Raw genomic sequence first — 12,588 nt, forward strand, 5'->3', positions numbered from 1 at the left:
TTATGGAAATGGAACAGTTTTATTACGACAACAAAATTGTAAAAAAATTCATTTACGCCACAATACTCTTTGGTGTTGTGGGTATGTTAGTGGGACTTACCCTTGCGGTAATGTACCTTTTTCCCAACATGACAGATGGGATTTCGTGGCTTAGTTACGGCCGTTTAAGACCGTTACACACCAATGCAGTTATTTTTGCCTTTGTGGGTAATGCTTTCTTTGCCGGTATGTACTACTCACTACAAAGATTGCTAAAAGCCAGAATGTTTAGTGATTTTTTAAGTAACCTTCATTTCTGGGGATGGCAGCTAATTATTGTCGCTGCAGCAATTACACTTCCGTTAGGTTATACTTCTTCTAAAGAATATGCAGAATTAGAGTGGCCAATTGATATTGCTATCGCTTTAATTTGGGTAGTAATGGGAATCAATATGATAGGAACCATGCTGCGTCGTAGAGAGCGTCACCTATATGTTGCAATTTGGTTCTATTTAGCAACATTTGTAACGGTAGCGGTACTGCACATTTTTAACAACATTGAAATTCCGGTTTCAGGCTTAAAAAGTTACTCTGTTTATGCTGGTGTTCAAGATGCACTTGTACAATGGTGGTACGGGCACAATGCGGTAGCATTCTTCTTGACAACCCCGTTTTTGGGATTAATGTACTATTTCGTTCCAAAAATTGCAAACAGACCTGTTTATTCATATAGATTATCTATTATTCACTTTTGGTCTTTAATCTTTATATATATTTGGGCTGGACCACACCACTTATTGTATTCTGCATTGCCAAACTGGGCTCAGAATTTAGGAGTTGCATTCTCAGTAATGTTAATTGCACCATCTTGGGGAGGTATGATCAATGGTCTTCTTACATTAAGAGGAGCTTGGGATAAAGTTCGTGAAGAACCAGTTTTAAAATTCTTCGTAGTAGCGATTACAGGTTACGGTATGGCAACTTTTGAAGGCCCGATGTTATCTTTAAAAAATGTAAATGCTATCGCGCACTATACAGACTGGATCGTAGCGCACGTGCACGTAGGAGCTTTAGCGTGGAATGGTTTTATGTCATTTGCTATTATTTATTGGTTAATTCCAAGAATGACAAAGTCAGAATTATTCTCTAAGAAATTGGCAAACTTCCATTTCTGGATTGGTACTTTAGGTATTATTGTATATACAATTCCTTTATATGTAGCTGGTTTTCAACAAGCTTCTATGTGGAAACAATTTAATCCAGATGGGACTTTAACTTATGGAAATTTCCTTGAAACGGTAACGGCTATTATGCCAATGTATTGGATGAGAGCTATCGGAGGTACGTTGTACTTAATAGGTATGCTGACATTGGTTTACAATATTATTATGACTGTAAGAGCAGGTCAGACAATTGAAGATGAATTAGCTCAAGCTCCAGCTTTACAAACAATAAAAAGTAGTAGATTAAGTGGAGAGAAATTCCACTCATGGTTAGAAAGAAAACCAATTCAGTTAACCATTTTAGCTACAATCGCAATTTTAATTGGAGGTATTATTCAGATTGTGCCAACGATTATGGTAAAATCAAATATTCCAACAATTTCAAGTGTAAAACCATATACACCGTTAGAGCTTGAAGGACGCGATTTATACATTAGAGAAGGTTGCGTTGGATGTCACTCTCAATCAGTTCGTCCGTTTAGAAGTGAAGTAGAACGTTATGGAGTTCAATCAAAAGCTGGAGAGTTTGTTTACGACCATCCATTTTTATGGGGATCAAAACGTACTGGACCAGACTTATTAAGAGTAGGTGGTAAGTACAATGACAACTGGCATTTTAACCACATGTGGAATCCGCAAAGTACATCTGCAGGATCAATTATGCCAGGTTATAAATGGTTATTTGATAATGAACCAATGGACATTTCATTGACACAAAAGAAAATGCAGGCAATGATTTCATTAGGTGTGCCATATTCTCCAGAAGATGTTGCAAATGCACAAAGAACTTTAAGAGAACAAGCAGTTAAAATAGAAAAAAGCTTAGAAAGTGATCCTGATTTCGTGAAGAGTTACGAAGACAGCCGCAAAAAAGCTGCTGCAAAAGGCGAGAAATTCATTCCGATGAACGAAAGAGAAATCGTTGCTTTGATCGCTTATATTCAAAGACTTGGTACTGATATTAAAGTAAAAGAAACTTCAAAATAACAGCATTATGTTTGAACAAATAAAACACAATATGGAAACAATATCGGGTGTAGAATTATACCCGATTATTTCCCTCTTGATTTTCTTCTTCTTCTTTGTAGGATTAGGCGTTTGGGTGTTCTCTTATAGAAAAGAAAAAATTCAAGAAATGAGTAATATACCTTTAGATGAAGGACTTAGTGTAACTACAAAAGATAGATAAAAATGAAAAAGTTTTTCCCAGTATATATTAGAGTACCGTTGATTTTCTTCATCGTATTTGCTTTGATGGAATATTTTATAGATTCAGGCGATAAACCAGCTTTTATAAAATTCCCAATGGTTTCGCTCTTTTTATTTGTCTTTTTGTTTATTCTGATTGCTATCGAAATTACGCTTAGCGCTGTAAATAGAGTGATGTATCAATTATTATCACCAGAAGAGAAAGCACAAAAAGAACTTGAAGAAAGTTTAAGTTTCAAAGAGAGCACTTGGTTCAAAAACTTAATGCACAAATTGACTAAAACGGAGCCAATTGAAAAAGAAGCCGATTTATTGATGGATCATGATTATGACGGAATCAAAGAGTTGGATAATAATTTACCGCCTTGGTGGGTGTATTTATTCTACATCTGTATTCTTTTTGGAGTAATCTATGTCGTTCGTTATGATGTTTTAGGTGCTGACAACCAAGAAATGGAGTTGAAAAAAGAAATGGCGCAGGCAAAAATTGATGTTGAAGAATACATGAAAACTGCACCAGATTTAATGGATGAAAAAACGGTTGTTTTACTTACTGACGAACCAAGTTTAGCCGCAGGAAAAGAAATTTTTACAACCAATTGTGCTGCGTGCCACCGTGCGGATGCAGGAGGACAAATTGGACCAAACCTTACAGATGATAAATGGATTTTAGGAGGAGGAATTAAAAATCTTTTCCACACCATTACAAATGGAGGTAGAGATGGTAAAGGGATGATTGCCTGGAAAGGAACTCTTAAGCCAAAAGAAATACAAAAAGTCGCTAGTTATATTCTGTCTCTACAAGGAAGTAATCCTAAAGATCCGAAAGAAGCAGAAGGAGAGGTTTGGGTAGACGATAGCGCTCCTAAAACTGATGCGGCGACTGCACCAAAAGATACCACTGAAGTTAAAAAATAATTAGAATATCATGTCAAATTTACCAGACGAAGCTTTTAGAAATACCATTGGAACAATAGATGAAGGTGGTAAACGGAAATTTATTTTTCCTAAAAAACCGTCTGGTAAATTTTACGATTATAGAAAAATTGTCAGCTATGTTTTATTGGCAATTTTATTCATAAATCCGTTTATTAAAGTAAATGGGAATCAGTTTATGATGTTCAATATTATCGAACGTCGTTTTAATATCTTTGGATTCCCTTTTTGGCCACAGGATTTTTATCTCTTCGTAATTTCAATGCTGATCGGCGTTGTATTTATACTCTTATTTACTGTCGTTTTTGGACGAATATTTTGTGGGTGGATTTGCCCGCAGACTATTTTCCTTGAATTAGTTTTCCGTCGAATTGAATATTGGATTGATGGAGACCGTGGCGCACAAACTCGTTTAGCAAAACAAGAATGGAATGGAGAAAAAATTAGAAAAAGACTAACCAAATGGACTATTTTCTTTCTAATTTCTTTTCTTATTGCAAATATATTCTTGGCTTATTTGGTAGGGAGTGATGCTTTATTTTTAATGATTGAGCAAGGTCCAATCGCGCAGGCTAGTAATTTTATTGCACTTCTAATATTTACAGGCGTTTTCTATTTTGTTTTTGTTTGGTTTCGTGAACAGGTTTGTATTATTGCTTGCCCATACGGAAGATTGCAAGGTGTTCTTTTAGATAATAAATCTATAAATGTTGCCTACGATTTTGTTCGCGGTGAAAAAGAAGAAGGCCGTGCAAAATTCAAAAAAAATGAAGATAGAGCATTAACTGGAAAAGGAGATTGTATTGATTGTCTTCAATGCGTTCATGTCTGTCCAATGGGAATTGACATTAGAAACGGAACGCAGTTAGAATGTACAAACTGTACTGCCTGTATAGATGAATGCGATCATATTATGGAATCTGTAGGGTTGCCAAAAGGTCTTATTCGTTATGCTTCTGAAGATGAAATTGCCAAAAAAGAACCTTTCAAATTTACCTCAAGAATGAAAGGATACACAGCTGTTCTCTTTATTTTATTGAGTATTTTTGTTGGAATGCTGTTTTTAAGAACAGATGTACAAGCGGTAGTTTTACGTTTACCAGGTCAGTTGTTTCAGCATAATGGGGAAAAAATCAGTAATGTTTACACCTATAAAATTGTAAACAAGACAATGAAAGATTACAATGATATTCATTTCGAATTGATTGATCAAAAAGGAGAAATTAAGAATGTTGGCAAAGAACATTTTAAAGTTGCGAAAGAAGGAATTTCTCAAGGAACTTTGTTTATCGAAATTGATGAAGTTTTATTAGAAAGTGACAAAACAAAAGTAAAAATTGGAGTTTATAATGGTTCTCAACTCCTAGAAACAACAACTACAAATTTCTTAGGACCACGAAGTTTTAATTAAAATATTTACATTATGAAATTTAATTGGGGTACCGGCATTGTCATTGCATTTGCATTGTTTATGACATTTATTTTATATTTTGTTTTTGAAGTGCAATCAAATTCTAAATACGATAACGATTTGGTTGTTGAAGAATATTACAAACACGACACGCATTTTCAGGAAGAAATGGCGAGAATTCAAAATGCTCATGACTTACAGCACAAACCATCAATTAAATATACTGAGGATGGTGTAGCAGTAACATTTCCTGCAGGATTTGAAAGTGATAAGGTGAAAGGAAATATCTTGTTGTATAGACCTTCAAATAAGAAATTTGATTTTAATACTCAAATTGCTTTAAGCAATTCATCAATATTGATTCCGCAGAAAAAACTAATAAAAGGCCGTTGGGATGTGAATATGGAATGGCAATATGAAGGAAAAAAATATCTCACTAAAGAAGTTATTTACGTAAACTAAATCAAAATGTTATTTTCAGCTTTCTTTTTGGGTTTGATCAGTAGCCTGCATTGTGTTGGAATGTGTGGGCCAATTGCCATGATGCTTCCTGTAGATAGGCAAAATGAAGCTAAAAAGGTAACGCAAATTATGACGTATCATTTTGGTCGTTTAACAGCTTATGCTTCAATCGGGTTAATTTTTGGATTACTCGGAAGAGGTTTTTTCCTGGCAGGATTACAACAGAAAATGTCAATTATTATTGGTGTAATAATGATTATTGTGGTTTTAATTCCAGAGAAGAAATTTGCTCAATACAATTTTTCTAAACCTGTTTATCGAATCATTTCAAAAATAAAAACCAACCTTGGAAGTCAATTTAAAAATAAAAGCTATAAATCTCTTTTTACAATTGGTCTTTTGAATGGTTTTCTTCCCTGCGGAATGGTTTATGTTGCGTTATTTGGAGCAATTGCTATGCAAAGTGCTGGCTACGGAGTTCTTTATATGCTTTTATTCGGAATAGGAAGTATTCCGTTAATGACAATTGTAGTTTATGTAAACACGTTATTGAGATTACCATTTCGAAATAAAATTCAGAAAGCAATTCCGTATGTAGCGGTTGTAATTGGGGTTTTATTTATCCTTCGCGGATTAGGGTTAGGAATTCCTTATATTTCTCCTTCTAACATGAGTTTATTTGTACAGCAGACTCCAAATTGCCACTAAAAAGGATATTTTTTAAAAAATAATTTTATACAGTCATCGAAAACAGATTTGTTTCCGGTGACTTTCTTTTTAGATGTAAATCGAATGCCATGCAGATATTACGAACAAAAGGTCTGCCTTCTTCTGTAATTTTTATTTTATTACTTTCAATAACAATTAAATTGTCGTTTTCGATTTCTTTCAAAGCAATTAAAACTTCTGGAAGTTCAGCAAAATTTAGAGACTCTGCTGTCCAAGAAGTTTCCAATTCGCAGGTTAAATTTAGGATGTGTTTTCTAATAATAAGATCTTCGTCATTTAAAATATGACCTTTTACAACAGGAAGTTTATCAGATTCTAAAATCTCATAATATTCCTCAAGACTTTTTGTGTTTTGAGCAAAACTGTACCAGCTATCGCTTATTGAAGAAACACCAAGTCCTATCATAACTTGTGTTTTAGAAGCGCTGTAGCCCATAAAATTTCTGTGCAGTTTTCCATTATGAGCAGCTTTGTACAAACTGTCGTCAGTTAAAGCAAAATGATCCATGCCAATTTCATGATAGCCATTTTGAATTAAAAGTTTTTTTCCAATTTCGTATAATTTTCTTTTCTCGGCATCCTTTGGTAAATTTTCTTCATTAAATCCACGTTGCCCGTTTCCTTTTATCCAAGGTACATGTGCATAGCTGTAAAATGCTAATCTGTCTGGTTTTAATGAATTAGTTTTTTCAACCGTATCAATTACATCTTCAATAGTTTGAAAGGGAAGTCCAAAAATAATATCGTGTCCAATTGAAGTATAACCAATTTCTTTTGCCCAAAAAGTTACTTTAGCGACATTATGAAAAGGCTGGATTCTATTTATTGCTTTTTGAACTGTAGAGGAGTAATCTTGAACTCCAAAACTTACTCGGCGAAAGCCTAAATCATATAATTTTTTAAGCTGCTCGTAAGTGGTATTATTAGGATGTCCTTCAAAACTAAATTCGTGATTTTCTGCTTTTACAGCATGAACAAAAATTCCGTTAATAAGGCTTTCTAAATTCTCTTTTGAAAAAAATGTTGGAGTTCCTCCACCTAAATGAATTTCTTTAATGACAGGTTTTTCAGGAAGAAATTCGCAATATAAGCTCCATTCTTTTAAAACTGCTTGAATGTATTTTTCTTCTACGGAGTGATTTTTTGTAATTCGCTTATTGCATCCGCAAAATGTGCACATGCTTTCGCAAAAAGGCAAATGAATATATAAACTGATTCCGTTCTTCGAATTACTTTCTGAAAATGATTTCTGTAAAGTTGTGATCCATTTTTCTGCAGTAAAATCTGCTTCATTCCAGTACGGAACTGTCGGATAACTTGTATATCTTGGACCTGGGACATTGTATTTTTGAGTCAAAGAAATTTTCATAACGACGGATTTAGTTTACATCAAAATTAAAACTTCAAGCAGTGACATAAAATGACAAATATCATGAAAACTGTAAAAAAAAAAAGAGACCCAAAATTTGAGTCTCCTTATTGAATTAAATAACTAACGTGATATAGAATCTTGGATGATTTTAAGCCATTTTTTCGCAAACTGATGATCTTGATAAACGCTAATCTGTTTGATGCGGTCATCGTCAAAATCATAGAATGGAATTATTATTTTTTTAGATGTTCCTTTTTCTTGAAATTCAAAATCAATTTTAATAATTGTATCTGAATTTGAATCAGTTGTCGGAACAAGTTTACATGAAGCAATTGTGTTCAAATCAACATATATTGACTCTTGCTGATTTGGATTGAAATTCATTAAAATGAATTTATTATTTTTCTGATCAATCGTTAAGGTCTTATTATTGATAGATTCAGTCAAGTCAAAACTCTCAGGATTTGTTGGATTGAATCGTTTCTTAATGTTTAAAATTCTTGATTTACTAGCTGCCGACGAGCGCGCAGAAAAATATATTGGGATAGCAACAATAATTAAAATCACAATACCCATTATTGTGGTTGTAGTTTCCATAATGTTTTTTAATGAAATAAATAAAATGATATGCGAAACAGTCTTCAGTTAGAAAACAGTTTACTTGTAAATGAAGAATAAATCTTCAAAAAGAGATCAGATATTTATTTACCAGAAAAAATGGAAAGCATAGAGTATGACTAAAACCTTTTTACTCTGAGTAGTAAAGAGTTTAGTATATGCTGTAATAGATGTAACGGTCTGATGCTGTGGTACCAGCGGTAAAAGTGAATCAAAACATTTGATTATTCCAGTTGAATTTGTTTTGATGTTTGCCGCAAATTGATAACTTCCTTGTGGCTGAATAAATGCAGATGAATCTGCAAAGTCTTTACAGAAATTCGTATCCGATTTTGTTTCAATTACGTGTACAGAAGACTGATCTGCTTGATAAGCAAATAGACCTGCAAGTAAAAGTACAATGAAAATAACGGTTTTACGAATCCAATTCATGTCGGCGAATTTAAGTCATAAAACACAATAAAAGAAATTTTATAGAATTAATTAACACTCAAAAAATATCCTCAGTCTTTTTTCGTGAAAAACTGAGGATTTATGAGGTTATTGTTGCATTTTAAAGTAGTAATCTGCAGAATGTTTGCCACTTCCATAAAATAGGAAGAAGGTGCAGACCAATAATACAACTACAGCCAGAAGCAAACTTTCAGAGTGCATTTTTCCCATAGAGTTTACGAGAACAGCACCAAATAAGATTGGTAATTGAGCAGCGATTGCCCATCTGGTTAATAGTCCGAAAATAATCATTATACCACCAATCATGTGGGCCGGAGCAATGTAATGCAGCATAAACATACCTCCGCCATATTTATCGATAGGGGAAATCAAATCATGCAGGTATTGAACATTGGTGACGAAAGAGACACCTTTCATAAATAAGAATCCACCCAAAACAATACGTACTAAATCAACTGGTAAATAAGTGTGCGAATTTGCCCATTTATTCAAACTTTTTACATTTTCCATGATGTTGTGTGATTAAAAATTATATTACTAAGTTACTAATTTTTAGTGATATATGTATTTTTAACGAATCTAAAATAAGTTTTTTACTTTTTATTTAACGCATTATTGAGAATTCTTTAATCATTAAACTTGAATTACTCCTAAATTGAATGGTTTTTGTATAGGAGCGTGGTTCGCAGCTTCGATTCCCATAGAAATCCAATTGCGAGTTTCTAAAGGATCGATGATCGCATCTGTCCAAAGTCTTGATGCTGCATAGTATGGTGAAGTTTGCTCGTCGTAACGTGCTTTTATTTTATTGAATAGCTCAGTTTCTTTTGCTTCATCGACTTTTTCTCCTTTCGCTTTAAGCGAAGAAGCTTCAATTTGCGCCAAAACTTTTGCAGCTTGAGTTCCACCCATTACAGCAAGTTCGGCACTTGGCCAAGCAAAGATTAATCGAGGATCATAAGCTTTTCCACACATGGCATAATTTCCTGCTCCGTATGAATTTCCGACAATAACAGTAAATTTAGGAACCACCGAGTTACTTACCGCATTTACCATTTTGGCACCGTCTTTAATAATTCCGCCATGTTCTGATTTTGAACCAACCATAAAACCTGTAACGTCTTGTAAAAACACCAACGGAATTTTTTTCTGATTGCAATTGGCAATAAAACGAGTGGCTTTATCGGCGCTATCAGAATATATAACGCCTCCAAACTGCATTTCGCCCTTTTTGGTTTTTACCACTTTTCTTTGATTGGCAATAATTCCCACGGCCCAGCCATCAATTCTGGCGTAACCTGTAATTAAAGATTGTCCGTAACCTTCTTTGTAAGCTTCAAATTCTGAATTATCAACCAGACGTTTGATGATCTCCATCATATCGTATTGTTCGGTTCTAGCTTTTGGAAGAATTCCGTAAATATCATTTGGCTCTAAAACCGGTTTTTCAGCTTTGATTCGGCTGTAGCCAGCTTTATCAAAATCTCCAATTTTATCTACAATATTTTTTATTTTATCTAAAGCGTCTTTATCATCTTTAGCTTTATAATCGGTCACGCCTGAAATTTCACAATGTGTTGTTGCACCACCTAAAGTTTCATTATCGATTGTTTCTCCAATAGCAGCTTTTACTAAATAGCTTCCGGCAAGGAAAATACTTCCAGTTTTATCGACGATTAGAGCTTCGTCACTCATAATTGGCAGATAAGCTCCGCCAGCAACACAGCTTCCCATAACAGCAGCGATTTGGGTAATTCCCATACTGCTCATTTGAGCATTGTTTCTAAAAATGCGTCCGAAATGTTCTTTATCTGGAAAAATTTCATCTTGCATTGGCAGATAAACTCCTGCGCTGTCCACAAGATAAATAATAGGAAGTCGGTTTTCCATCGCAATTTCCTGCGCACGAAGATTTTTCTTTCCTGTAATTGGAAACCAAGCTCCCGCTTTTACTGTAGCGTCATTGGCAACAACAATGCATTGTTTGCCTTTGATGTAACCAATTTTTACAACAACACCTCCTGAAGGACAGCCACCGTGTTCTGGGTACATTCCTTCGCCAGCAAAACCTCCGATTTCAATACTTTTTGAATTTTCATCCAATAAATAAGCAATTCTTTCGCGAGCCGTCATTTTTCCTTCAGAATGCAATTTCTCGATTCTTTTTTCGCCTCCGCCCAATTTTACTTTTGCGAATTTTTGTTTTAGTTCAGAAAGAAGTAATTTATTGTGATCTTCGTTTTTATTGAAGTTTAAATCCATAATGTAGTATTGATTTGATAAAATAGTGTTGGCTAATTTACAAAATCAATTGAAATAAAAGAGTTCCTTTATGAATTAAGAAATGGTATTAAATAAAAAAAACATCCGTTTAGTGGATGTTTCTATTTTTGGAGTTTGAATTAAAATTATTTTTTAGGACCGCAAACCATTTGTTTTAATAAAGCCCACTGTTTTAAGGCATCTCGAGCTTCGACAGCAGGATATCCTAACATAGTTTTTCCAGCAGGAACATCTCCGGTAACGCCAGATCCAGCACCAATTATTGCACCATCACCAATTGTTGTGTGGTCTTTTATAGAAGCGCTTCCGCCAATAATAACTCCGTTTCCTAAGGTTACAGAACCTGCTAAACCACTGTTTCCAGCCATAATGCAGAACTTGCCTAATTTGCTGTTATGGCCAATCTGAACTAAGTTGTCTATTTTACAGCCATCGCCAAGAATTGTAGAGCTGAATTTTCCGCGATCAACACATGAATTTGCTCCAATTTCTACACCGTTGCCAATAATTACATTTCCAATTTGGGGAATTTTTACGAGACCTTTTTCAGTGCAAGCGCGAAATCCGAAACCATCTGCGCCAATTGTCGCATTTGGGTGAATGATGCATTCGCTTCCAATATGACAGCGTTCGCGAACAACAGTTCCAGACCAGATAATCGTGTTTCTTCCGATTGTGCATTCGTCAAGAATGGTCACATTCGGATAAATTACTGTGTTAGCTCCAATTTCAACTTTTGGGCCAATGTAACAGCCAGCACCAATTTTAGTGCCTTCACCAATTATAGCGGTTTCGTCTATAGTTGCTGTTTTATGAATATTGTTATGAAAGATTGGGGCAGGGGGAGCAAAAAGGGCAAGGATTTGTGACATTGCCAAATCGGCATTTTTTACTTTTATAAAAGCGCGATTCTCTCCAGGTTCTATTGAAATATCTTCGTTTACAACTGCAATTGAAGCATTAGACGTCGACCAGTATTTTTCGTATTTTTTATTTCCGATAAATGAGATTTCCGAAGTTGTTGCTTTTTCTAATTGTTCTGTGGCAGTTATGCTTTGTGAAGTACTGCCGTAAATTACGCCATTAATAACTTCGCTAATTTCTTGAATTGAATAGGATCTCATTGACAAATTTTAATCGACTTAAGGGTTATTTTTTGCCAAATAAAATGAATTAGATTTTAATTACCTAATTATATTTTTATGTTTCTTAATAAATGTTTAAAATAAGATGGTGATTTTTACAAAATTAACATTCAGTATATTAATTTAATGAAAGTTTTTCAATAAACTGAGTAACAGTGGCTTGGGTATTTTGTCTGGAATAATTGAAAATTGAGTAGGGAAAATAAATAATTTAATTGTTAGGTTATAGCTTACATTTGTTTTGTTAAATCATTTATAGTGAGGGATTAAAAAAAAAACGATTCATTTTAATGAACCGCTTTTTTTATGTGTTATTCTTTAATTTTTGATAAAGAAACTGCGTTAATGCAATAACGTAAACCACTTGGAGGTGGACCATCAGGAAAAATGTGACCTAAATGCGAATCGCAGACATTACAAGTTACTTCAACACGGATCATTCCGTGAGATCTGTCAGCGTGATATCCAATTGCATTTTCTTTTACAGGTTGTGTAAAAGATGGCCATCCTGTTCCAGATTCGAACTTTTCGCTGGCATCAAACAATAAAGTACCACAACATTTACATTCGTAAATTCCAGGATCAAATAAACTACATAATTCAGAGCTAAAAGATCTTTCGGTTCCTTTTAATCGTGTAACCTGAAATTCTTCTGGAGTTAGAATTTGTTTCCATTCTTCTTCCGTTTTCTCCACTCTTTTATCTGGAGCTGGATTTCCTTTATTTGTAAAATGAATTACATCTGCCCATTTTATCATAACATTTTTT

The 12,588-nt window shown here is 34.2% G+C and carries 13 protein-coding genes; 6 read left to right on the plus strand and 7 right to left on the minus strand.

All coding sequences use genetic code 11. The features are described from left to right. The first annotated feature begins 2 nt into the window (after positions 1–2). The 6 genes from ccoN to V6624_RS12570 are packed head-to-tail and all read left to right on the plus strand — an operon-like array spanning position 3 to position 5,928. On the plus strand, positions 3–2,189 hold the full coding sequence (ccoN, locus tag V6624_RS12545; protein WP_338838710.1) for a cytochrome-c oxidase, cbb3-type subunit I: 2,187 nt from the start codon (positions 3–5) through the stop codon (positions 2,187–2,189). Positions 2,190–2,196: 7 nt separating this feature from the next. After that, the gene (locus tag V6624_RS12550; protein ID WP_111286490.1) at positions 2,197–2,391 is read left to right on the plus strand and encodes a CcoQ/FixQ family Cbb3-type cytochrome c oxidase assembly chaperone; all 195 of its coding nucleotides are present in this window, start codon (positions 2,197–2,199) and stop codon (positions 2,389–2,391) included. A gap of 2 nt (positions 2,392–2,393) precedes the next feature. Further along, on the plus strand, positions 2,394–3,329 hold the full coding sequence (locus V6624_RS12555) for a cbb3-type cytochrome c oxidase N-terminal domain-containing protein (RefSeq protein ID WP_111286488.1): 936 nt from the start codon (positions 2,394–2,396) through the stop codon (positions 3,327–3,329). A gap of 10 nt (positions 3,330–3,339) precedes the next feature. Beyond that, positions 3,340–4,758, plus strand: coding sequence for a cytochrome c oxidase accessory protein CcoG (gene ccoG, locus V6624_RS12560; protein ID WP_338838713.1), 1,419 nt, complete (start codon positions 3,340–3,342; stop codon positions 4,756–4,758). Positions 4,759–4,770: 12 nt separating this feature from the next. Then, the gene (locus V6624_RS12565) at positions 4,771–5,220 is read left to right on the plus strand and encodes a FixH family protein (protein ID WP_338838714.1); all 450 of its coding nucleotides are present in this window, start codon (positions 4,771–4,773) and stop codon (positions 5,218–5,220) included. Between the two features lie 6 nt (positions 5,221–5,226). After that, positions 5,227–5,928 carry a sulfite exporter TauE/SafE family protein gene (locus V6624_RS12570; protein ID WP_111286482.1) on the plus strand — a complete coding sequence of 234 codons (702 nt, stop codon included), beginning with the start codon at positions 5,227–5,229 and terminating at the stop codon, positions 5,926–5,928. Positions 5,929–5,953: 25 nt separating this feature from the next. Here the strand turns inward: V6624_RS12570 and hemN are convergent, their stop codons facing one another. The 7 genes from hemN to msrB all read right to left on the minus strand — a co-directional run bounded on the left by hemN (position 5,954) and on the right by msrB (position 12,578). Next, a complete protein-coding gene (gene hemN / locus V6624_RS12575) occupies positions 5,954–7,318 on the minus strand; it encodes an oxygen-independent coproporphyrinogen III oxidase (RefSeq protein WP_338838715.1) in 1,365 nt (454 codons plus the stop codon). Positions 7,319–7,441: 123 nt separating this feature from the next. Next, the gene (locus V6624_RS12580) at positions 7,442–7,918 is read right to left on the minus strand and encodes a hypothetical protein (protein ID WP_111286478.1); all 477 of its coding nucleotides are present in this window, start codon (positions 7,916–7,918) and stop codon (positions 7,442–7,444) included. Positions 7,919–8,026: 108 nt separating this feature from the next. Continuing rightward, complete coding sequence (locus tag V6624_RS12585) at positions 8,027–8,371, minus strand: hypothetical protein (RefSeq protein WP_111286476.1); 345 nt, start codon at positions 8,369–8,371, stop codon at positions 8,027–8,029. Positions 8,372–8,479: 108 nt separating this feature from the next. Then, a complete protein-coding gene (locus tag V6624_RS12590; protein WP_263524968.1) occupies positions 8,480–8,902 on the minus strand; it encodes a DoxX family protein in 423 nt (140 codons plus the stop codon). A 123-nt stretch (positions 8,903–9,025) separates the two neighbouring features. After that, complete coding sequence (locus V6624_RS12595; RefSeq protein WP_338838718.1) at positions 9,026–10,654, minus strand: acyl-CoA carboxylase subunit beta; 1,629 nt, start codon at positions 10,652–10,654, stop codon at positions 9,026–9,028. Between the two features lie 146 nt (positions 10,655–10,800). Further along, the gene (lpxD, locus tag V6624_RS12600; protein WP_338838719.1) at positions 10,801–11,799 is read right to left on the minus strand and encodes a UDP-3-O-(3-hydroxymyristoyl)glucosamine N-acyltransferase; all 999 of its coding nucleotides are present in this window, start codon (positions 11,797–11,799) and stop codon (positions 10,801–10,803) included. 332 nt (positions 11,800–12,131) lie between these two features. Then, positions 12,132–12,578, minus strand: coding sequence for a peptide-methionine (R)-S-oxide reductase MsrB (gene msrB, locus V6624_RS12605; RefSeq protein WP_111286468.1), 447 nt, complete (start codon positions 12,576–12,578; stop codon positions 12,132–12,134). Positions 12,579–12,588: the final 10 nt, after the last annotated feature.

This window comes from Flavobacterium ginsenosidimutans, from assembly GCF_037478105.1.
Classification (GTDB): Bacteria; Bacteroidota; Bacteroidia; order Flavobacteriales; family Flavobacteriaceae; genus Flavobacterium; species Flavobacterium ginsenosidimutans.